The sequence below is a fragment of the Neoaquamicrobium sediminum genome (genome assembly GCF_013240295.1).
Lineage (GTDB): Bacteria > Pseudomonadota > Alphaproteobacteria > Rhizobiales > Rhizobiaceae > Aerobium > Aerobium sediminum.
Window position 1 is genome coordinate 216,335 of sequence record NZ_JABETK010000006.1, and the last position, 21,658, is coordinate 237,992.

21 protein-coding genes and 2 pseudogenes are annotated in these 21,658 nt (G+C 63.8%); 14 read left to right on the forward strand and 9 right to left on the reverse strand.

Annotated elements, in window-relative coordinates; translation table 11 throughout:
• Positions 1-61: 61 nt before the first annotated feature.
• On the reverse strand, positions 62-1,276 hold the full coding sequence (locus HK436_RS30020) for a MalY/PatB family protein (protein ID WP_173195202.1): 1,215 nt from the start codon (positions 1,274-1,276) through the stop codon (positions 62-64).
• A 100-nt stretch (positions 1,277-1,376) separates the two neighbouring features.
• Here HK436_RS30020 and HK436_RS30025 point away from each other — a divergent pair, with 100 nt between their 5' ends.
• Positions 1,377-2,264, forward strand: a complete 888-nt coding sequence (locus HK436_RS30025; RefSeq protein WP_173195203.1) for a LysR family transcriptional regulator — start codon at positions 1,377-1,379, stop codon at positions 2,262-2,264.
• Between the two features lie 64 nt (positions 2,265-2,328).
• On the opposite strand, the gene HK436_RS30030 is transcribed toward HK436_RS30025, so the two are convergent.
• On the reverse strand, positions 2,329-3,111 hold the full coding sequence (locus HK436_RS30030; RefSeq protein WP_173195204.1) for a sulfite exporter TauE/SafE family protein: 783 nt from the start codon (positions 3,109-3,111) through the stop codon (positions 2,329-2,331).
• 88 nt (positions 3,112-3,199) lie between these two features.
• The gene (gene megL / locus HK436_RS30035; RefSeq protein ID WP_173195205.1) at positions 3,200-4,399 is read right to left on the reverse strand and encodes a methionine gamma-lyase; all 1,200 of its coding nucleotides are present in this window, start codon (positions 4,397-4,399) and stop codon (positions 3,200-3,202) included.
• Positions 4,400-4,463: 64 nt separating this feature from the next.
• On the opposite strand from megL, the gene HK436_RS30040 reads away from it, so the two are divergent.
• A complete protein-coding gene (locus HK436_RS30040; protein ID WP_173195206.1) occupies positions 4,464-4,979 on the forward strand; it encodes an Lrp/AsnC family transcriptional regulator in 516 nt (171 codons plus the stop codon).
• Between the two features lie 28 nt (positions 4,980-5,007).
• Here the strand turns inward: HK436_RS30040 and HK436_RS30045 are convergent, their stop codons facing one another.
• Positions 5,008-6,201, reverse strand: coding sequence for an MFS transporter (locus HK436_RS30045; protein ID WP_173195207.1), 1,194 nt, complete (start codon positions 6,199-6,201; stop codon positions 5,008-5,010).
• A 41-nt stretch (positions 6,202-6,242) separates the two neighbouring features.
• Positions 6,243-6,932, reverse strand: coding sequence for a L,D-transpeptidase (locus tag HK436_RS30050; protein ID WP_244649555.1), 690 nt, complete (start codon positions 6,930-6,932; stop codon positions 6,243-6,245).
• A gap of 104 nt (positions 6,933-7,036) precedes the next feature.
• Here HK436_RS30050 and HK436_RS30055 point away from each other — a divergent pair, with 104 nt between their 5' ends.
• From HK436_RS30055 to HK436_RS30070, 5 genes and pseudogenes are all read left to right on the forward strand, one after another.
• Positions 7,037-7,699, forward strand: coding sequence for a response regulator (locus tag HK436_RS30055; RefSeq protein ID WP_173195209.1), 663 nt, complete (start codon positions 7,037-7,039; stop codon positions 7,697-7,699).
• Positions 7,699-8,889, forward strand: coding sequence for a histidine kinase dimerization/phospho-acceptor domain-containing protein (locus tag HK436_RS30060; protein WP_312860807.1), 1,191 nt, complete (start codon positions 7,699-7,701; stop codon positions 8,887-8,889). Before HK436_RS30055 ends, HK436_RS30060 begins: the two co-directional genes overlap by 1 nt.
• Positions 8,873-9,040, forward strand: coding sequence for a hypothetical protein (locus HK436_RS33320; protein WP_312860808.1), 168 nt, complete (start codon positions 8,873-8,875; stop codon positions 9,038-9,040). Before HK436_RS30060 ends, HK436_RS33320 begins: the two co-directional genes overlap by 17 nt.
• Before the next feature lie 139 nt (positions 9,041-9,179).
• A pseudogene (locus HK436_RS30065) lies at positions 9,180-10,117 on the forward strand (L,D-transpeptidase family protein); the annotation flags it as partial.
• A 352-nt stretch (positions 10,118-10,469) separates the two neighbouring features.
• Entirely contained in the window at positions 10,470-11,699 is a 1,230-nt protein-coding gene (locus HK436_RS30070) for an MFS transporter (protein WP_173195211.1), read from the forward strand.
• A 136-nt stretch (positions 11,700-11,835) separates the two neighbouring features.
• On the opposite strand, the gene HK436_RS30075 is transcribed toward HK436_RS30070, so the two are convergent.
• A complete protein-coding gene (locus tag HK436_RS30075) occupies positions 11,836-12,552 on the reverse strand; it encodes a L,D-transpeptidase (RefSeq protein WP_173195212.1) in 717 nt (238 codons plus the stop codon).
• Between the two features lie 272 nt (positions 12,553-12,824).
• Between HK436_RS30075 and HK436_RS30080 the strand changes: the two genes are divergently transcribed.
• Entirely contained in the window at positions 12,825-13,046 is a 222-nt protein-coding gene (locus HK436_RS30080; protein ID WP_173195213.1) for an alpha/beta hydrolase, read from the forward strand.
• Positions 13,047-13,498: 452 nt separating this feature from the next.
• On the opposite strand, the gene HK436_RS30085 is transcribed toward HK436_RS30080, so the two are convergent.
• Positions 13,499-13,945, reverse strand: coding sequence for a thioredoxin family protein (locus HK436_RS30085; protein WP_173195214.1), 447 nt, complete (start codon positions 13,943-13,945; stop codon positions 13,499-13,501).
• Positions 13,946-14,105: 160 nt separating this feature from the next.
• Between HK436_RS30085 and HK436_RS30090 the strand changes: the two genes are divergently transcribed.
• The 5 genes and pseudogenes from HK436_RS30090 (at position 14,106) to HK436_RS32170 (ending at position 18,261) form a co-directional block, all read left to right on the forward strand.
• Positions 14,106-14,828: a DsbA family protein gene (locus HK436_RS30090; RefSeq protein ID WP_244649556.1), complete on the forward strand. Its 723-nt coding sequence runs from the start codon at positions 14,106-14,108 to the stop codon at positions 14,826-14,828.
• Entirely contained in the window at positions 14,785-16,365 is a 1,581-nt protein-coding gene (locus tag HK436_RS30095) for a transposase (protein ID WP_512770967.1), read from the forward strand. The genes HK436_RS30090 and HK436_RS30095 overlap by 44 nt, the downstream gene beginning before the upstream one ends.
• Position 16,366: 1 nt before the next feature.
• Complete coding sequence (locus tag HK436_RS30100) at positions 16,367-17,236, forward strand: TniB family NTP-binding protein (RefSeq protein ID WP_173195215.1); 870 nt, start codon at positions 16,367-16,369, stop codon at positions 17,234-17,236.
• A gap of 48 nt (positions 17,237-17,284) precedes the next feature.
• Positions 17,285-17,632, forward strand: a pseudogene (locus HK436_RS32165) (TniQ family protein); the annotation flags it as partial.
• 227 nt (positions 17,633-17,859) lie between these two features.
• On the forward strand, positions 17,860-18,261 hold the full coding sequence (locus HK436_RS32170) for a hypothetical protein (RefSeq protein ID WP_244649567.1): 402 nt from the start codon (positions 17,860-17,862) through the stop codon (positions 18,259-18,261).
• Between the two features lie 13 nt (positions 18,262-18,274).
• Here HK436_RS32170 and scpB read toward each other — a convergent pair whose 3' ends face one another.
• Together scpB and HK436_RS30115 are read right to left on the reverse strand one after the other, a co-directional pair.
• Positions 18,275-18,973, reverse strand: a complete 699-nt coding sequence (scpB, locus tag HK436_RS30110) for an SMC-Scp complex subunit ScpB (RefSeq protein WP_173195216.1) — start codon at positions 18,971-18,973, stop codon at positions 18,275-18,277.
• Between the two features lie 5 nt (positions 18,974-18,978).
• Complete coding sequence (locus HK436_RS30115) at positions 18,979-19,995, reverse strand: DUF1403 family protein (protein ID WP_173195232.1); 1,017 nt, start codon at positions 19,993-19,995, stop codon at positions 18,979-18,981.
• Positions 19,996-20,121: 126 nt separating this feature from the next.
• Between HK436_RS30115 and HK436_RS30120 the strand changes: the two genes are divergently transcribed.
• Entirely contained in the window at positions 20,122-21,246 is a 1,125-nt protein-coding gene (locus HK436_RS30120) for a tyrosine-type recombinase/integrase (protein WP_173195217.1), read from the forward strand.
• The last annotated feature ends 412 nt before the right edge of the window (positions 21,247-21,658 follow it).

Sequence of the window (21,658 nt, forward strand, 5' to 3'; positions counted from 1 at the left end):
CACTTCCTTGCTGAGCTTAAGTCAGGCTTAAGACCGCGACGTCCGGTGACACGACAAGAACTTAGGCCGCCGTTCTCGACGCGACGGCATGCGTCAGCCGCGTGATGGCCTCGTCGACGGTCGCGCGCGGGCAGCCGAGATTGACACGCATATATCCATGTCCCTCCGCGCCGAACTTCTGCCCCTTGTCGAACCAGACGCGGGCCTTGGTCAGCATGAATGTGTTCAGCGCCTCGGCGTCCATGCCAAGGTCGCGGCAGTCCATCCATGCCAGATAGAGCGAATCCGCCGGCAACACGCGCAGGCCGTGGTTCAGGCTATTGATGGCGTCGGCGAAATGTGTGTGATTTGCCTGGACATAGACCAGCAACTCCTCAAGCCACGGCTCGCCATGCCTGTAGGCGGCCTCAGCCGCGACCATGCCCATGACGTTCACCAGCGGGAACATATTCCGGTCGTATTGGCGTAGAAACTCCGCGCGCAGCCGCGAATTCGGGATGAACAGGTTGGCGCTTTGCAGGCCCGGCAGGTTGAAGGTCTTCGACGGCGCCGTGCAGGTGATGCTGTTCTGCGCGAACGCTTCACCGAGGCTGGCGAAGGGAATGTGCTTTGCAGCCGGATTCATGATGAGGTCCTGATGGATCTCGTCGGCCACGACGAGAATGCTGTGGCGGGCGCAGATCTCGCCCATGCTGCGCAGCTCCGCTTCGCTCCAGACATTCCCGGTCGGGTTGTGTGGGTGGCTCAGGATGAAGATTTTCGTGTTCGGGCGGATCGCCGCCTCGAAGGTCTTTTCGTCATAACGGTAGCCGTCTTCCGTCCGCACCAGCGGCGCATCGACCGGAAAGCGTCCGTTCAGCAGCACGTCATCACGGAAATGCGCATAGACCGGAGGCTGGATCAGCACGCTGTCGCCCGGCGCGGAGAAAGCCTGCACAATGGTCTTGATCGAGGTGATGATGCCGGACGTCTGCACTACCCACTCCGGGGCAACCTCCCAGCCGAACCGCCGCCGCTGCCAGTCGATGACCGATGCGACATAGCTTTCGGCGGCCCCGTTCGGGTAGCCGAAGACTCCTTCCCGCGACGCCTCGACCAGCGCGTCGATCACCGGCTGCGGCGCGCGGAAGTCCATGTCGGCCACCCACATCGGCAACGGGTCGGCCGCCGCCTCCTGGAGAGCGAGCATCGTCTGCACCCCGCGCCACTTCATGGAATTGGACGCGCGGCGATCGACCACCTCGTCGAAACGGGAAGCGGATGCGGCAATGTTCATGTCGAGCCTCTTGCGGATGTCGTCAGTTGATCTTCCGATACCAGAGACGCACCATGAATAAAAATGGCAATAGTTCACAGATCAATGCAGGATTTGCATAATGCTCGATCGCCAGCATCTTGCCATTCTCCGCGAGGTCAACCGCGCCGGCAGTGTCACCGCCGCATCGGATCGGCTGAACCTTAGCCAATCCGCGATCAGCCACGCGATCGCAAAACTTGAAGCCCGCCACAAGGTTCGCATCTGGCGCAAGAAGGGGCGCAGCCTCGAACTGACCCAGGCCGGCAAATATCTTCTCGACCTGGCAGAGCGGATGGTTCCCGAGTTCGACCATGCCGAGCGGGTGCTTGCCGACATCGCGCGCGGACGCAAGGGCACGATGCGCATCGGGATGGAGTGCCATCCTTGCGAACAATGGCTCATGCGGGCGACGAGGCCGTTTCTGGCCGAGTGGCCCGATGTCGACATTGAGCTGCGCTCGGCCTTTCGCTTCGACGGTGTGGCCGCACTGCAAGCCCACGAGATCGACGTTCTCGTCACGCCAGATCCGGTAAACTCGGCCGACCTGCAATTCCAGCCGGTGTTCGGCTACGAACTCATGCTTGTGGTTCGCCGTGACCATCTCCTTGCCGGCCGGGGCCACATCGAGCCTTCCGATCTCCTCGGCGAGGACCTGCTTACGGTTCCGGTCACGGTCGAGCGGCTGGACATATACACACGGTTCCTGATCCCCGCCGCATGCCGGCCGAGGAACCGCGTCGCCGTCGAGAACATCGAGCTGATGCTTCAGTTCGTCGTCGCCGGCCGTGGCGTCGCCGTGCTGCCGGACTGGCTCATACGGGAGGTCGCGGCCGGGATGCCCGTCGCCACCCTCCGCGTCGGCAAGGCCGGCTTGCACAAGAGCATCAATGTCGGCCTGCGCCAAGACGATCTCGAAACCGACTATCTCAAGGGCTTTCTGGAAATCGCCGGCCGGATTACGCCCTAGATGCTGGCCGTCAGCGCGCTGTCGCCGTTCAGGAAACGACGGGGCGAGCACTATCTCGGCATGCTCACCTCGACAAACTCACCACCCTCTCGGCCATGTCGGAAAGCGCGGGCCAGGCGAGAACGATGCCGGTCAACACGAGCAGGCACACGGTAATAGCCTTCAGCATTTCGGCCGAAAGCGGCGGCGGCCAACGGTGCGCGATCGCCGTCGCCACCACGGTCACAGGCACCAGCGCGCCGGCCGTAACCAGAATGCTGCCCGCCGGCGCCGTCAGGACGCTGGCCAGGCCAAGGCGAGCGCCGGTGATGGTGGCGAAGATCGCAACCAGTGTCGCGCGGATCTCGCGATGCGAGGACATGTAGCGGTGCAAGACATAGACGATGGGCGGTCCCGGAATCGCAAACAGTCCGCCCATCAATCCACCGGCCACACCGCTAAGGGGAAAGGCCCAGGCTGGACGATGACCACCCGGTTCCCGCCGGAGCCAAAGCAGTTGCAGGCTCGACGCGACGATGACGACGCCGAGAATAAATTTCAGCCAGACGACGGACTTCGCCAGGAAGACCGCCAGCAGCATCGTCCCTATCACGGTCGCCGCAACCGAAATGGGCACGATCTGCAGGAATGGACCCCTGGCAACGTAACGCCATTCCTTCGCGAGGAGGACGCCGGCGTTCACGATGATGAGGATGCTGACGATCGTAGCGCCATCCTCGATGCCGATGACATTGCTTATCGCCACGGCGCTCATGAACACGAGTCCGAAGGCGAACCCCGTCACGGTCTGCAAATAGGATGCGACGCTGGCAAATGCCGCCAGCGCAAGCCACGTCGTTAGTCCCAATTCCCCACATACCCCGCGAATCTCGATGGAAATGCCGATTCCACCTTAAGGCCCGTTCCATGGCCGGGCCAGCGGCCGACCCCCGAGACTATTGCCCGGCGCGATCCAGCGCCTGGAGGATGTCGCCGCGCAGGTCGTCGTAATCTTCCAGCCCGACCGACAGGCGGATCAGGCCATCGGTGAAGCCGTGGGCCGCGCGCTCCTCTGGCGCGTAGGTCGCATGCGTCATGCTCGCCGGGTGTTGCACCAGCGTCTCGGCGTCGCCGAGGCTGACCGCGCGTGTGATCAGCGACGCCGCGTCCATGAACGCCTTGCCTGCTGCGAGCCCGCCCTTCAGCTCCATGGCGATCATGCCGCCGAAAGCCTTCATCTGCCGCGCGGCCAATTCATGCTGCGGATTGTCGGCGAGGCCGGGATAGAAGACGCGATCGACCCGCGGGTGCGCTTGCAGGTCATGGGCGAGCTTCAGCGCGGTCTCGCAATGCCGGTCCATGCGCAGCGTCAGCGTCTTCAGACCGCGCAGGATCAGGAAAGCGTCGAAGGCCGAGATGCAAGCCCCGTTCATCTCCTTGATACCGACGAAGCGGAACTGGTCGACCAACTCCTTGCGCGACACCACGGCGCCGGCAAGCAGATCGCCATGGCCACCGAGATATTTGGTCGCCGAGTGGACAACGATGTCGGCGCCCAGCGTCAGCGGGCGTTGCAGATAGGGCGTGCAATAGGTGTTGTCGACGACGAACAGTGCATCATGCTGGCGGCTGATCTCAGCGATCGCGGCGATGTCGACGATACGCATGTTCGGGTTGGAGGGCGTTTCGGTGACGACAAGCCGCGTCTTCGGCCCGATCGCGGCCGCGACGTTGGCCGGATCGGTCATGTCAACGAAATGCGTCGTCACGCCGAACCGCGCGAGATGATGGAGAAGCAGCGAGAAGGTGCAGCCGTAGAGCGTCTTGTCGGCCAGAACATCGTCGCCCGCCTTGACCAGCGACCAGATCACCGAGGTGATCGCGCCCATGCCGGACGAGGTGGCGAGCGCCGCTTCCCCTCCCTCGAGGGCGGCGAGGCGCGTTTCGAGGATACTCGTCGTCGGGTTGCCGACGCGGCCGTAGATATAGCCATGCTCGTCGCCGGTAAAGCGGTTCGAGCCGGTATCGGTGCGGTCGAAGGCGTAGGTCGAGGTCAGGAACACAGGCGGGTTCAGCGCGCCATGATAGTCGAGCGGATCATAGCCGAAATGGATGGCTCGGGTCGCAAAACCCTCCGGCGCGTTGCGAATAGTCATGCGTTCGCTCCCTTGTCCCGTCGAATGACTGGCTGATTTGAATTGTTTCTGTATTATCATCGCCATGAGCGACGATCGAACGAATGATTTCCGGCATACGGATGCCCACGCCGACCTTGATCGAACGGATGTCGCCATTCTTCGGCTTTTGCAGAACAATGCTCGGCTCTCGGTGAAGGAGATCGCCGCCGAGATCAGCCTGGCGCCCTCAACCACGCATGAACGCATCAGGCGGATGCGGGAGAACGGCGTCCTTCTCGGAGCCCATGTCGAGGTCGATCCGAAGGCGATGGGCGTAGGGCTGGAAGCGCTGTTCATGATCGAGCTGGCGAAGCACAAGCGCGGCGCGGTCGACACATTCATGGACGATCTCGTAAACGTGCCGGAAGTACGCTCCGCCTATCTGGTCAGCGGCCGCTATGACGTGGTGGTCCATGTCGTCGTCAGGGACACTGCGCACCTGAAGGATCTCGCGCTCGACCGGCTGACCAACCGGCCCGGCGTCACCAGGATCGAAACCTCGCTGATCTTCGACGCCCGCCGTCGGCACGAACTGCCGGTATTTCGGCCGCTGCGATAGCGAAAGCCGACGCCGCATCCCCTTCAGGTCAGGACGCTATTGCCGGCGCTCTGCGCGCCGCCTTCCACACCAACGGCACAAGGATGAGGGCTACGGCCGGAAAGATCAGCCAATTGATCGTCTGCCAACCAGAAGCGTGTAGCAGCGACCCCGAGAAGAAGGACGCTGCGGCCACTGTCCCGAAGACGAGGAAGTCGTTTGCACCCTGCGCCTTTCCGCGTTCTTCCGGCGTGTGACAGTCGGTAATCATCGCCGTTGCACCGATGAAGCCGAAGTTCCAGCCGACGCCAAGAAGCATGAGCGACAACCAGAAGTGGAAAATCTGAAGACCGCTCAACGCGACCGCCCCTGATACAGCAATGAGCAAGAGACCGACCGCGGTCACACGCTCCTTGCCGAACCGCGCCATCAAATAGCCCGTGACGAAGCTGGGACCGAACATGGCCAGGACATGCCACTGAATACCGAGCGCTGCATCATCGACGGAGTGTCCATGGCCGACCATGGCTATCGGGGCCGCCGTCATCACGAAGGTCATAAGGCCGTAGGAGACAACGCCGGCGGCCACTGCCAGCATATAGCGCGGCGACATCAGGATTTGCGCAAGCGGACGCCCGGTGTCCGGTCGTGGACCGCCGGCAACAGGACGCTCCGTGCGCAAGAGCATCAGAACCGGGATCGCCAGCGTAGCCAGCACCGCCTGCGACAGGAAACTGCCGGCGAAGGGTGTGCTTGGAAACGCATCGCGCGTCCAGATCACGAGTTGCGGACCTATAACTGCGGCCGCGAGCCCGCCGATCATCACCCAGGATATCGCCTTGGCCTTCAGCGCGCCCTCCGCCCCGTCTGCCGCAGCGAAACGATAACTCTGCACATAGGCGGAGTAGAATCCCGCCGTGAACGTGCCGATGCAGAAGAGGAGAAACGAGGCGGACACGATGCCGAGCGCGGCGACAAGTCCCGCCGTGATCCCGAAGCTCGCGCCGAACAGATAGCCCGAGCGCCGGCCATAGCGCCGCATCACGAAGGCAGCAGGAAGCGTGCCGAGCGCGAGGCCGAGATTGAACAGGCTGACCGGCAGCGTCACCAGCGCCGGGTCGCGAGAAAGCTGCTGCCCGACCAGCCCGCCGAGCGAAACGATGATCGGCGGGCTGGCCGCGCCAAGCGCTTGGGCGGCAGTCAGGACGGCGATGTTGCGGCGGGCGAGACTCTGGTCAGTCATGGGATTGAGTTTCCGAAAAGGGTGAGGCGTGCGGCGTCGCGTCAGTGGACCACGATCTTTGCGCCGGGCCTCACGCGGTCGTGAAGGTCGATGATGTCTTGATTCAGGAGGCGGATGCAGCCAGCGGAGACGGCCTTGCCGATCGAAGTTGGATCGTTAGTGCCGTGGACGCGGTAGTAGGTGTCGACGCCGTTCTGGTGCATGTAGAGCGCGCGTGCGCCCATCGGATTGTGGGGGCCCCCGTCGACACCGCCGGCATTGCGCGCATACTGCTTCGGGTTGCGTTCGATCATGTTCTGCGTCGGCGTCCAGCGGGGCCATTTGGCCTTCCAGGCGATCTCGGCCTCACCGCCGGGAAACGCGCGCGCCACAGGCCCAACTCCCACGGCGTAGCGTATCGCCTTGCCGCCCGACAGTACGAAATAAAGATAGCGCGCGGTCTGGTCGACCACGATGGTTCCGGGCTTTTCGCTCGTCCGGTAGTTGACCACCTTACGCACGTGCTCCGGCTTCATTCGCTTTGCATCCACGGCCGGGATCGTGAAACCGCCATCGTTTCTGGCGGCGTACATTTCCGCCGGGTTCCCTCCGACAGGTTTGGATTCCGATTGGGTGTAGGCGAGCGCCGCAGCGACGGCAGCGTCTTCGCGCGGTGTAGTCGAGCAGGCTGAGAGCGCGACGGTTGAAGCGAGCGCGAGAAGCGCTGCGCGTGTAAGATGCAGTTTAAACAAGGAACCCCGGTGATGCAGTTGATCGAGGGTGCGCATTCATTGCGATTCTTAAGGCTGCCTTAAGCCTCGCCTAGAATGTCGGCTGGAAACTGCGGGTGATGTCGATGCGTGTGCTAATTGTCGAGGATGATGCCGTCCTGCGCGACGGCCTGAAAGTCGGGCTGGGGATCGGTGGATTCAACGCCGACGCGGTGGAAAGCTGCGAGGACGCCGACGCCGTGCTCAAGAACCATGAGTTCGACGCGCTGGTCCTCGATCTCATGTTGCCGGACGGCTCCGGCCTCGACGTGCTGAAGGCCCTGCGCGAGCGCCGCGACACGACGCCGGTGCTGCTTTTGACGGCACGGGATCAGGTTCCCGACCGGATTGCCGGGCTGGACGCCGGCGCGGACGATTACCTGGGCAAACCCTTCGATCTCGATGAGGTGGCTGCGCGCTTGCGGGCGCTGGTGCGCCGCGCCTCCGGCCGGCCACAATCGCTGCTGGAATGGCGCGGACTGCGCCTTGATCCGGCGAACCAGAATGTGGAACTGGACGGAGAGCCCGTCCGGCTTTCAAGGCGGGAATTTGCTGTCCTCCATGCTCTTATGGTCCACCCTGGGCAAATTCTCTCGCGCAGCCAGATCGAAGAGAAGCTCTATGGCTGGCAGGAGGAGGTCGAGAGCAACGCCGTCGAAGTCCACATCCACAATCTCCGAAACAAGCTGGGCTCGGGGACGATCCGGACCGTGCGCGGCCTCGGCTACCGCCTTGGGGAGGAAGCGTGATGCCGTCGATCTCGAAACGCCTGTTCCTGATCCTCATCCTGACCACGGGCCTCGTCTGGCTCTCGGCCGTGCTCTGGATATTCCTATCGACACGCGCCGAGGTCGAACGGGTCCTCGACGCACGCCTGATGGAAGCCGGCCGGATGGTCGCTTCGCTGGTGTCGCGACAGGAGATCGAGGCAAATCCCGAGCGGCCCGTCACGACCGACGTGCCGCTGCGTGAACATAGTGCCTACGAACGCCAGATCTCATGCCAGATCTGGTCCCTGCAAGGCACGCTTCTCAGTCGCTCGGATGCCGCGCCTGATGAAAAGATGTCGGAGCAGGCGGACGGGATTTCCGACACGGTGATCAACGGCGAGCGGTGGCGCGTCTATGCGATCACCAATCCGGACCTCGGCGTCCGCATCCTCGTCGGCGACAATCTCAGCATGCGCGATCATCTGGTGAACGACGTCATCCGGGGCCTTCTCCTTCCGGCCCTGCTCATCCTGCCCGTCCTTGCCCTGTTGATTTGGCTCAGCGTGCGGCGCGGCCTCGAACCGCTACGCAAGATCGCCGGCGATCTCGAAGCGCGCCACGCTGCCGATCTGAGTCCGATCGAGGATGTCGAGACCGCGAAGGAGATCGTGCCGGTGCTGCAATCGCTGAACGGGCTGTTCGCGCGTGTCGCCGGCCTGCGCGAGCGCGAGCGAAACTTCACCGCGTTCGCGGCGCATGAGCTGCGCACGCCACTGGCCGGTCTCAAGACCCAGGCCCAGGTGGCGCTCGCCAGCGACGACCGCACCATCCGCGACCAGGCATTGCGCCAGATCGTCGTCGGCGTCGACCGCACCGGGCGGCTGGTGCGGCAATTACTCGATATGTCGGCGGTCGAAGCCCTCGATCAGTCCGAGAAGCGCAAGGTGGTCCGTCCGTCGTTCGTGCTGCGGTCGCTGGCCACCGAACTTGCCGATCCCGTCCGACAGGTGACGATCGAGGTCGCGCCCGAGCTGGATGCGATGGAGCTGTTGATCGAGCCCGAACTGTTCACCTTGGCCGCCCGCAACCTGATGGAGAACGCAGTCAACCACTCGCCGCCCGGCGGCGTCGTGCGATGCCGTGTCGCGGACGGCTCCGAGGCTGGTCAGGTCATCATCGAGGATGATGGCCCTGGCATCCCCGGACGAGGAATTGCCGAGGGTCACTGAGCGCTTCTTCCGGGGCCGCAACAAGGCGCCGGTCGGCAGTGGGCTGGGCCTCGCCATCGTCGAGCTTGCGCTTGGCCGAAGCGGATGGCGGCTCCAGCTCCAGAACCGCGAGACCGGCGGTTTGCGCGCGGTGATCGCCCAAGCCGCTTGAGTCAGGAAGCATTGTCCGTCGAACAGAATTGCAGGTTGTCCATCGTGGTATTGTCAAACGTCCTGGGACCCGTCGGTCCCCGCACACGGCTTCAGTGGCAGCGGCCAAGGGGCCGCTGACTGTGGGATCTCGGGCGCATATTGAACGTCGGGCTCTGCTGCGGACATTGGTAGGCGCGGCGGCCTTGTTGGGCGCTGGAGCGCTCGCCGGATGCCAGACCGACTTCCTCCCCGATGTCGCCAGCAAGGCGAACGCTCCCATTCCGGCGAAGCTGCTTGCTGAAATCGCCAGAAAGAACATGACCGTCGGCTCGCCCGTCCTGTTGCGCGTGTTCAAGGTGGAAGCCGAACTCGAAGTCTGGAAACAGGATCGGAAGGGCCGGTTCGCCCTTCTGAAAACCTACCCGATCTGCAAATGGTCGGGCGATCTCGGTCCGAAAATCTCGGAGGGCGATCGGCAGACGCCCGAAGGCTTCTACGACATCACGCCGGGACAGATGAACCCGAACTCGGAATACTATCTCTCGTTCAATCTCGGCTTCCCCAACGCCTTCGATCGTGCGCATCGCCGCACCGGCACGCATCTCATGGTGCATGGCGATTGCTCGTCCCAGGGCTGCTACGCGATGACCGACGCGCAAATCCTCGAAATCTTCGCGCTCGGCCGGGAGGCTTTCAAAGGTGGACAGAGATCGTTTCAGGTGCAGGCTTACCCGTTCCGCATGACGCCGGCCAACCTGGCCCGGTATCGCGACAGCCAGCACATGGCGTTCTGGCGCATGCTCAAGGAGGGGAACGATTATTTCGAGGTGACGCGCCGCCAGCCCAAGGTCGATGTCTGCGACAAGCGCTACGTGTTCAATGCAGTTGCGCCGGGGGTGATGCGTCGCCGTCGAACTTCGACCCGCGCGGTGCATGCCCAGCCTACGAAGTACCCCAGGAGATCACACGCGCCGTTCAGGCCAAGCAACGCATCGACGACCTGCAGTTCGAGCAGCTCGTCGCGCAGGGTGCGGAGACGGCGCCCACCACGAGCGGCCGCGATGGCGGCATGCACTCTTACTGGGTCGACAAATTACGCCCCCGCGAGATCATCGACGCGAACGGCAACCTCAAGCTGCTGGTCGAGAAAAACGGAGCCGCCAGATGATCTTCAATTGCTTCTCCGTCCAGCCGTCCATCGCGAGATGACCGTGAAAGCGTTGCCGGGGACTATGTTCGGCTGCGAGGTCTGTCGCATAAATCGGACAGATTTTCCGAAATCCCTGCGACGAAACCTGAAGCTGTTGGTACAATGCCGGATGTCTTTGGGGGATATTCTCGAGGGTATGATCGTGTTCGGGTTGCTCCGTGGAGCCTGATGGCAGAACAGCATGGCTAGCGATCAAGGGAGAATGCCCGGTGAACCGCGATGATGAGGCAAGCGAGAATTGGAAGGTCGCAGCCAAGTCTCACCGGGAAAAGCCGCCCAACATGTACCGGCCAGCCAAATCGCCTTCACCGGAGGCGGCTTTGCGATCATCGCTGTCACCTTCGGCCTTGCCCGCTACAGCTATGGATTGTTCATACCGGAAATCGGCCGCGAATTCGCTTTGGCCGAGGAGACGCTGGGTCTGATCGCAAGCGCATCTTATCTCGGCTACATCGGCGCCACCATACTCTCGCTCTGGCTATCGGGCATTGTGGGACCGCGACTGCTGATCGTCACAGGGGCGGTGAGCGCCGCGATCGGCATGGCACTCGTCGCCATCACATCATCCGTGAGCCTTCTGACGGTAGGCGTCGTAATCGCGGGTGCAAGTCCTGGCTTCGTCTTTGCGCCGATCTCCGATGCAGTGATGCAAGCTGTGCCTGCGGCGCGACAGAACAGGTCCTGGACGGTCATCAACTCCGGCAACGGGGCCGGTGTGCTGATCGCTGGTATCGTCGCCCTCGGGATGGCTGGTGAATGGAGATGGTCGTGGGCGGCATTTTCCGCGCTTGCGGTCATCACGGTATTCTGGACGGCGGCTGTCATGCCATCTCGCCGGATTGCAGGGGACGAAGCGCCGACCAGGCTGCATGTCGGATGGTTTTTTAGACCGGAAGCCTTGCCGCTCTATGGCCTTTCGCTTCTCGCCGGAGGTGTAACAACGGTCTATTGGACCTTTGCCACCTCGCTCATGGAGAGCGCTGGTCGGGACGGACAGTTCGGTGGGGATGGCTGGCCTTTCGAGCAGCTTCGGATCATCTTCTGGAGCCTGCTCGGTGCCGCCGGCATCGCGGGCGCCGTTTCCGGCGACCTTATAAGCCGCTTCGGACTCAAGCGCACCTTGCGCGGCACCTGCCTGGCGATGGCCGCCTCTATCGGCCTTCTCGCGGCGGTGCCGGGTTCGCTGCCGGCAATTGCCATCTCGGCCATCGTCTTCGGCATCACCTTTATCCTCGTGACGGGCGCGATCGGCGTATGGAGCGTTCACACGTTCCGGAGACGGCCCTCGGCCGGCTTTGGCGCAACGTTCCTCGTGTTTGCCCTTGGAGCGCTGATAAGCCCCGCTATCGCAGGAGCGTGTGCCGTCCGGTTCGGACTCGTCTCCGTATTTGCCGGCATCATGACCTTGTCGGGACTCATGGCGTTGCTGAAACCGGGAACAGATATCAGGTCGATGAGTGGGCAATAGCGGATCGCCAAGAACGCCCTCTCGGCATGGCGAAATGAAGGTGGTCGCGTCCAGCATGTCGGTCCGCTCTCCCCCGATCTCGGGACCGCGCCGTCACGGCCCCGTGTCTGTCTGAAGGTTTGCCCCTCAAGGATCATCATCCCACCATGAGATGGCTCATGGCCGGGTCCGCGATGACGACAAGCTGGCTCCCCTCGCGCACGTTGTCGTGCAGGTGAATGACGTCCTGATTGATCATGCGGATGCAGCCTGACGACACGGCCTGGCCGATGGTCCAGAACTCCGGGTTGCCGTGGATACGATAGATCGTGTCCCGATTTCCTTCGTGTATATAGAGCGCGCGTGCGCCCAGAGGATTGTTCAACCCAGGGTCCATGCCGCCATTCGCGATGCTGACAGGCTCCAATTCCGGTTGGCGCGCGACCATCTCGTCGGGCGGGTTCCACCGCGGCCATTCCCGCTTGTAGGCGATATGGCGGCCTCGGCCCGCCCACGAAAAACCGTCTCTGCCGACGCCGACGCCATATCGGGTCGCCCGGCCATAGGGCTGGACATGATAGAGGTAGCGGTTGGGGGTGTCCACGATCACCGTGCCGACCTTTTCGTCGGTGGGATAGTCGACCTCGGTTCGCCACCACTTCTGATCGACTTTGGAGATGTCGACCTCCGGGATCGGAAAAGGCTCGTTGGGCATGGCGTAATACATTGGCGGTGTCGCCAAACGCGGCGTTTCTACCTGCGCGAGCTGCTGCGGTTGCCTCGTGGTGGTGCAACCCGCCAGAGCGAAGGCTCCAGCTCCAGCAAGGAATGTGCGCCGCGCAATCGCGCTTGACGGCCGGCTCTGCGAACTCAAAACAGTATCCTCGTATTATCCGTTGAATATCCGCAGAACGCCGGACCTACCTTAAGCCTACCTTAAGGCGAGACGGTCCTGTCGCCTCCACATGGAGACCAGACGAAATGTGGTTGAGACCGAATCCCTCAAGCTGTCCGCGCGACAAAGCAGAACCCGTTGAGGATGCCCCTCGGCAGTGCCAATTCGTCGTCCGGCTGCTCACCGCGGGCCTTCTCGGTCTCATATCGGCCATGTTCGCGCCTGCGACGGCGAGTGCCGCGTGCCCAGGCGTGAACCCTATAACGACCCCCTTGCCCGATCCCGTTTCCGGCCGCCAGTATGAGGTCTACGTCAGTCTTCCCGATGACTATGCCGATAATCCGGACAAGCGCTATCCATTGCTGGTCATGGCCGATGGCGGTCGCGCCTTTCCCAACCTGAGCTGCGATGTCCGGGCGCTCGCCCAGAAGGGCGCCATAGCCACGGAGCCCATCGTCGTCGGCCTTTCCTAAGCTCTTGGCGAGGACCTGGAGGACAGTCGGCGTCGGGACTACACGCCGGTCGCGCAAGGGCCGAGCAACCGGATCTATGGCGGGGCCGCCGCCTATCAGACCTACCTTATCGGGAGCCCGTCCTTCTGGTTCGCGGATGAGGCCATCTATGGCTTCGAGGACGCCTACGCGAAAAGGAACAAGCGCCTTGAGGCGACGGTCCTCCTCTATGTCGGCGGGCTGGAGATCTCGCGCTACGATCCGGCCCGAAAGGGGAACACGCGCGATATGGTGGCGGGCATGAACGCATTTGCATCACGCCTCCTGGGACGCGGATATGGCGGTCTGGAACTAAGCTCCGAGATCATAGCCGGAAAAGACCATCGCAGCTCGGTTCGCCCTGGCTTTGCCTGGGCGCTGACGGAAGCCTTGGCTTCGCTCACAGTCGCCGACCGATAGTTTCAGGACTGCTCCTATCGACCAGCGAAAGGTCGCAAGCGACGGACCAGCTCTGATCGCTTGAGCCCGCCAATTGAGCGGGTTCGCGCATATTCTCCGCCGCTCGCTGTCTCGACGATGAAAATGGTCGGCGGTCCGTCCGCACGCAGATGGGCGAGCAGTTCCCTGTTGGCGCCATCCATGGGCGTCACGTCCACCTTGATCAGTGCAACATCCTCCAGCATCCGCCTGACTGCGGGATGCGGGAACACCTCGCGCTCCATCCGAAGGCACGGCGCGCACCAGTCTGCGCGGATGTCGACCAGCGCGTGTCGGTAGCGCGGGGCGAGCGTCCCGAGCGCCTCGCGCCATGATTCCAGATCCGTGACCGTGACCGAGGATGCGGCGGCTGCAGGCCGCTGGGACCAAACAACGGTCCCTGCGGCCACAAGGCCGACAAGCACGGATCGGCGGGTCGCCATGTGCGGGTCCCTTACACCGACGTCGTGACCAATCTGGCGAGTTCCTGAAACCACCGTCACCGTCCTTCCTCTTGGAAGCACCGAACGACCGTCGCCGCCTTAAGGCAGCCTTAAGGTCCAAAAGCCAGTTCGCCGACATCGGATCAATTGGAGCTTCGTCATGCACGGCTGGCGCGATCGCACACCTATCGCCTTCCTCTCTTCCGAGAGGTGTCTTCCGTCGCCGGCGATATTGGGCCGGCGAACCGTCCTGTTCGGGCTCGCAGCGCTCACCGCAGCGGGCCTAGCGACCCGCGTTCACGCAGCCGACGACCTCTCGGCCGAAATGATCCTGAACGACCCGGCGGCTCCGGTCGGCGGCAATCCCAAGGGCGATGTGACGATCGTTTCCTTCTTCGACTACAACTGCCCGTTCTGCAAACGGACCATCCAGCCGCTAAAGGCCGTGATGGCGTCCGACGGCAAGATCCGCCACGTCTATAAGGACTGGCCGATCCTCGCCCCAACCTCGGTCTTCGGCGCGAAGCTGGCGCTCGCCGCGAAGTATCACGGCAAATACGAGAAGGCCCACCTCGCGCTGATGGGCATCGACGGTTCGCGCGTGCCGGAGGAGCGTATGCGGCAAGCCCTGCAACGGGCCGGTTTCGACATGCCGCAGCTCGAAGCCGAAGCAAACCGTCGCGACGCCGAGATCACCACCTTGCTCAAGCGCAACAACGCGCAGGCGGAAGGGCTCGGCCTGCAAGGAACGCCGACCTTCCTCATCGGTCAGTTCCTTGTCGCATCTCCGCTTGACGAAGCCGGTTTCCGGCAGGTCGTCAGGATGCGCGGGAAGCCTCCTGACCGTCCCGCCCCACGAACGTCAATCCAACCGATCTCGTGACCCGCATGACCCTATTCCGCCTGCTCGCAAGCCTGTTCCTCATCCTCTGGCCTCTCTCCGCATCGGCACAATAGGGCGATCTCATGCAAGCCGAGGAGGCGTTCCGCTTCTGCCCAGCGGAGACGGAACCCGGAAAAGGCGACTTCAACTGGAGATCGAGGAGATCATCGCGACAACGTTACGAGAGCAGTGGCTCGTGCTGGAAGCTCCGCCGCTTGCTCCCGTCGTCGCCGAGATCCGCGCCCGCTGCGAAGAGGCCGGTCTGGCTGTGCCGTCCTACGTCACGGTGGCACGGCGCATTCCTGCGCTTTTCAGCCCGGAGGAGATCGCGAAGAAGCGATCGGCGAACCCGAAGCATCTCCACCGGCTCAAACCGCGGCCGGGCTACATCCATGCCGGGCGTCCGCTCGATGTCTGCCAGATCGATCACACGCCGACTGACATCAACTTCGTCGAGGTGGTTGAAGGTGGCGGAACGTTCGTCGGCCGGGCATTTCTCACGATTGTCACGGACGTAGCGACACGTTGTATTCTGGGCTTCTGCCTCACGCTCGAAAAGCCGTCGGCGCTGTCGGTCGCACTATGCCTGGCGCAGGCGATGTGTCCGAAGGAAAAATGGTTGGCCGCGCGCAGCATCGAGCATGGGTGGCCGATGTTCGGTCGACCTCGGTCGCTGTTCACCGATTCCGCCAAGGAGTTCAAGGGCAATGCCTTCCAGCGTGGGTGCGAGGACTACGGCATCCGTATCCGCTACCGGGATCGCGGCCGCGTCCACCAGGGTGGCGTGGTCGAGAGGCTGCTCGGGAAGCTCAATTCGGTTCTGGCAACGCAGCCCGGCTCGACCGGCCGATCCGTGGCGGACCGCGACCAGTATCCTGCCGAGCGACGCGCGCGCCTCAGCTTCGCCGAGCTCGAGCAATGCGTCGCGCTCGCTGTGATCGACCACAACATTCAGGAGAACGCGAGAACCCTGAAGGTGCCGGCAACCGAATGGGACCGGCAGGCGCACGATCTTGCGCGCTTCGACGATGATCCCATGCGGGTTCTGCTTGCATTCATGCCCGGGACCGAGCGGAGCCTCTCGCCTCAAGGCATCAGCCTGTTTGCGCACGACTACTATTCGCCCTGGCTGGGCGAATTGGTCCCGCAGCGAGATCGGCTGGGCAAACTCGACGTTCGATACGATCCACGCGACATCAGCCACGTCTACATCAGGGATCCGGAGACCAGGGATTTTCGACCGGTGGGGCGGCGCGACGGTATGCTTGCGCCGGTAACGTTGTGGGAGCACGAGGCCGACCGACTGCAGCGGCGCGCTGCGAATGTGCGCTCAAATGCCGAGAAGGTGAAGCTCCGCCGGCGGATCGCGGACATCGCCGGTGGACCGAAGCCGTCGAAGGCCGAGTTGCGCAATTCCGTGCGAAAATCTCACGCCGCAGACGCACCCAAGCCCTATGACGCGATGCGGCCGGCGACGCCGGCGCCTGCCGATCATCCCGTTCGCCAAAAGCGCCGTCTGCCTGTGGAGGATTGGTGACGTGGCAGACCATCTGCTTGATAACGTTCGTCCCCACCTCGACCACGGCACGGCCGAGCGGATCGCCTACATCCAGGCGCCGCGGTGGATCGGACACGAGGTGGCGGTCACGGCGCATGCACGTCTTGCCGAGCTTCTGTCGCGGCCGCCATCGTTGCGGACCCGAGGCCTGATGCTCGTCGGACCCTATGCCAACGGCAAGACGATGATCGCCGAACGATTCGCCGTCGGACATCTGAAAACAGCCGAACAGCAGCGGGTGTGGGTGGTGCAGACGCGCGAGGGCGCAGGTCTCGCCCATTTCTACGGAAGCATCCTGCAGGCGTTGCGCGGCGCCAGCCGGGACGTCGGCCGCAAGGCCGAGCAGATCGATCATCTTCTCGACAGGCTGAAGCCCAGGATCCTGATCTTCGATGAGTTCCACAATGCTCTGCGCGGTCGGGCGCGCGACGTCGAAGCCGTGCTTGCCTTCCTTCGGAGGATCGGCCGCCAGTTCGACATCTCGCCTGTTTTGATCGGCGAGGTCGCCGTCTACGACTTCATCAACCAGACCGCCGAAATGGCGACCCGGTTCGACCTGCACGCCGTGCCGCGTTGGCAATACGGCGAGGAGTTCCTTGCGCTGCTCGACAGCCTTGAGAGCGCACTGCCGCTCGCTCGCGCGTCCGATCTCTCGGATGAACCCCTGGCGCGCACGATCTTCCAGCTCTCCGAGGGTCTGATCGGTGAGATCGTGGCGATCGTCTCCGCGGCGGCCGCGGTCGCGGTGAGGTCCGGCGAGGAGCGGATCACGAAATCGGACATCGAGGCGCTGCATTACGTCCCGGTTACGAAGCGCCGCCGGGCGCGGGTACGCGACGACCTGCTGTGACGGGTGGTGCCGCACGAGCGTGCTTCGCGATCGAGATCCGCGAGCGATATGGCGACGTCGCTCCGGATAGGTGGCCGGTTTCCGTCCAGCCGCTTCCGGACAAGCTGGCTCCACCGTCTTGGGATCACGAACGGCATCGCCCCGCGGTCGTTCGCTGGCGTCCTCGGGCTCGGCGAGAGGATGTGGTCGCCGCGTCTCGACTTTCGCCAGCCGCGCAACGTCGCCACGTTGCTTTGCCATCAGACGCGCCTGCCGCCGAGAGCTATCTCGTCGATGACGATGAGCGGCTGCGCCACGGCCGCACTCCTGCTGCCGCTGCGCGATAATGCGCACCGGAACCGTTCGACCTGGATGCAATATTGCCCGCTTTGCCTCACAGGGGACGAGGCGCCATATTTTAGGCGGCAGTGGCGGCTGGCATCGCGTGTCTCGTGCTTGGTACATGCCTGCGGCCTTCGGGATCGATGCCCAGGCTGCCACGCCGGCGTCGCGGCGTTCGACGAAGCCGATCTGGTCCCACAGCATTTTTGCGCGCGATGCGGATTCGACCTGCGACTGCGCCGAAGGCCTCGGTCAAAGCGTCCGCACGTCGCCTGGAACGCGCGATCGCGGATATATGCCGGATGGAGGCGGTCAGGAGTTCAGCGAGAACCAGCGATGCCGTCTCGCGTGTGCTGCGCATACCGGTCGCCGCCGAGGTCCGCTCGGGAAGGACACTCACGAATCTCTCGACCGCCGCGCGCATTCGCTGCTTCGAGGTGCTCGCGGCAAAACCTCCCGACTGGCTGGTGAAGGACATGGACACCGCCGACGCATACCGGCGCTGGATGATCGTGGCCGCCGGCGGCCATGACGCGCTGATCAAGCGCTTTGCGGATTACCTGAATAAACATCAGGCGCGGCGGCGATCATCCAGGCGCCCGAGACCGCCCGGTGCTGAGCTCGCCGATCTGCTGACCGCCTATGTGCGCGTGGCCGGTCATCGGACCGGCCGCACGAACGAACAGCGTGGCCAGATCTCGTGATCTTGAACACCGTTTACTCGTCGATGGCGGCGTCGGCGCCATTGTCGCCAGCATCCGCAAATCCGGGCATGATGTCTCCAGCCAGCAGCTTCTCCTTCGAGAGCAGCCCGGCATCCTCGAGCGCCTCGCGGTCGGGCAGGTCTCGCAGCGTATCGAGTCCGAACTCGAGCAGGAAGGCCTGCGTGGTGACATAGGTGTAGGGCGCCCCGGGCTGGGGCGCACGCGGGCCGGACGCGATGAAGCCGTGCGAGCGCAGATTGCCGATCAGGTCGCGGCTGATCTCCTTGCCGAAGAAGGACGACAGTTCCGCGCGGGTGATCGGCTGGAAATAGGCGATGCACATCAGTACCAGCACCTCCGACTGCGAGAGGTCGAAGGTGCGCTCGCTTCCGCCGACCGCAGTGCGGATGGCGTCGGCGTAGGCCGGCCGGGTCAGGTGCTTCCAGCCGCCGGCGACGGCGATCAGGTCGTAGGGCCGGCCGCGCAGCTCCTCGCGGATGTCGTCGATGAGAAGATCGATGCTGCAGGCCCTACCGACGATCCGCGCCAGCGTGTCACGGCCGACCGGCTCGCTGGCGGCGAAGATTGTCGCCTCGACACGGTTCATCCATTCGCGCCAGCGCACCTCCGGCGGCAGATGGTCGAGCTCCCGGTCAAACAGACCGTCGTCTGGCCGGCCCTTCCTCGTTCTTGCGCGCGCCGCCTCCGCCATCTCTCTCAGATCCCATAGATGCGGAAGGTCGTGCGGCCGCTGAGCTCGCGCACGGCGCCGAGCTCGACCAGCCGGTCGAACAGGCGGCGCAGGCTGCGGTCGCTCATGCCGGCGATCTTTGCCGACGCCACGATCGCGTCGTCGGACAACAGCCGATCGACGACGAGGTTCGCACCTCGAGCACGAAGGCTGGGCGCCACCGCGGTCAGGCGGTCCGCGCGACGCTCGATGTCAGCCGACAGGTCGACAACACGCAACGCCGCCCGCGCCTGTGCGGCGAGCAAATTCTTCGCGCGCTCAGAGACAACCTCAATGCTCGTCGCCGCAACGCCAAGGGGTCGCCGCGGCCGACCGGAACCCGTTGCGCCGGCACCTTCGCCACCGAGCAGCGGTACGGCGTGCGCCCAGCCCAGCCGCTGCGCAAGCATCGCATCGGCGATCCAGCATCCAAGAGTGCGCGGAAGGCCGCGCCGCTCGACGGCCGCGAAGGCGCCGATCAGCACACCAACGGTGCCTTCGGTCGCCGCAAGCTGCCGAAGCTCGTCCGCAAGGTTGGCCGCCGTCTCGTCATTTCGGGCGAGCCCCAGGGCATCGAGCACGCCGGCGATGCTCGTCTCCGTCAGGAGTTCCTCCGTAGGCCGTGACGCCAGCCGGCGCCACGCCAGCAGCATACGACCGGCCGGCCCGGCATCGTCGCCGGGTCGCGTGAGCAGCACGGCGTCGCGCAGAGCGGCCTCGTCCTCAACACGCCCCGCCTGTTTGGTCGTCGCCGCCGCCGCGGCTAGCGCCAGCCGCTGCCGCCACGCCCCGGCCCAGCGCTCCTGCCGGCGGACCACGGCATCGAGCGCGCCGATGGCGGCGCCCGCGGCGATCGCGATGTCCTCAATCCCTTTCACCGCAAGGCTTTGTGCGTCGGGAACGGCGCGCCGCAGCCAGCCCGGCAGCGCGATTGCCGGGGCGGCTGCAGCGGCTCCGAGCGTCGGCGCTCGGAGGCGAGGAGGGGATTTGGGGCGCAGAATCATCAAGGATAGGATGAATCATCGCGGCGGTTTTGACAACGAAAATGGGAAAAACCGCCGCGCCTGTCGATAACCTTTTATGTCCGGTAAGGTTCCATTACCGGACGTATTCTGATAGCCTCGCAAATCATGGAAAATCCCCCGCCAAAACCCGCCAAAAACGATCTCCCGGCCGAGGATCCGTTCGCCGGCGACCCGCTAGAGGGCGAGATGCCCGACATCGTCGATCTCGTCATGGAGATGGGCCAGCCCACAGCCCGCGTTCCGGCGCACGTCGAGGAGCTGGTCGAGACTGCGCGGGACTATGCCGACAACGCCAGCTCGGAGAACACCCGTAGCGCCTACGCCAAGGACTGGAAGCATTTCACCTCCTGGTGCCGGCGCAACGGTTTCGATCCCCTGCCCCCGGATTCCAAGGTGATCGGGCTCTATATCAGCGCCTGCGCCGCCGGCGGCGTGAAGCTCGGTGCCCCGGCTCTCTCCGTCTCGACGATCGAGCGCCGTCTTTCCGGCATTTCCTGGAATTTTACCCAGCGCGGCCTGTCCATGGACCGGGCCGATCGCCACATCGCCACCGTGCTCGCCGGCATCCGCCGCAAGCACGCCAGGCCGCCGCGCGTGAAGGAAGCCGTTATTGGCGACGACCTCGTCGCGATGCTGGCCACGCTCGGCCACGACCTGAGAGGTCTCCGCGACCGCGCCATCCTGCTCCTCGGCTTCGCCGGCGGCCTGCGCCGTTCCGAGATCGTCGGCCTCGACGTCACGCGCGACGATGACAGCGATGGCGCCGGCTGGATCGAGATCCTTCCGGGCAAGGGTGTGCTGGTGACGCTGCGCGGCAAGGGCAGCCAATGGCGCGAGGTCGAGGTCGGCCGCGGCTCCAGCGACCACACCTGCCCCGTGGTCGCGCTCGAGACCTGGATCAAGTACGGCCGCATTGCGCGAGGTCCCCTCTTCCGCCGCATCTTCAAGGACAACAAGACCGTCGACGTCGAGCGACTCTCCGACAAGCACGTCGCCCGCCTGGTCAAGAAGACTGTGCTTGCCGCCGGCGTCCGCGCCGATCTGCCGGATCCGGAGCGTGTGCTCCTGTTTGCCGGTCACTCGCTGCGTTCGGGTCTCGCATCCTCGGCCGACATCGAGGAGCGTTACGTCCAGAAGCAGCTCGGCCATGCGTCGGCTGAGATGACCCGCAAGTATCAGCGCCGGCGTGATCGGTTCCGGACCAACCTCACCAAGGCGTCCGGGCTGTAGAAAAGCCCCCTCCCCTCCCTCGACAGCAGGCGAAGTGGCGCCGTCCGGGAGACCAGGAATTTTACCTTAGCGCTTCAATTGAAATCGGGAAGTAAAACCGACAGTCGCCCGTGTGGCGGGTCCGATCAGCGTTTCCAGAGGCAGTTGGCCGATTTCGTAAGCCATTGTTTTGGCTGTATCTGATTTGCGATTGTCAAGCTAGTCGGCATTTAGCTTGACTTGCCGGGGATTTTTTCGACACCCCTTCCCTCCTACTATAGAGAGTTCGGTTGGCGTCTGTACAGCGCTGGGCCTGAGATGCAGGAGAAGCTCGAAAACCGTGCATTTGCGCCATCTGTACGGCCGTAGCACGTTCGCAAATGGCCCCAAGCGACGTTTACAAACGATCGGTTATCCATATCATCTGGGTTTG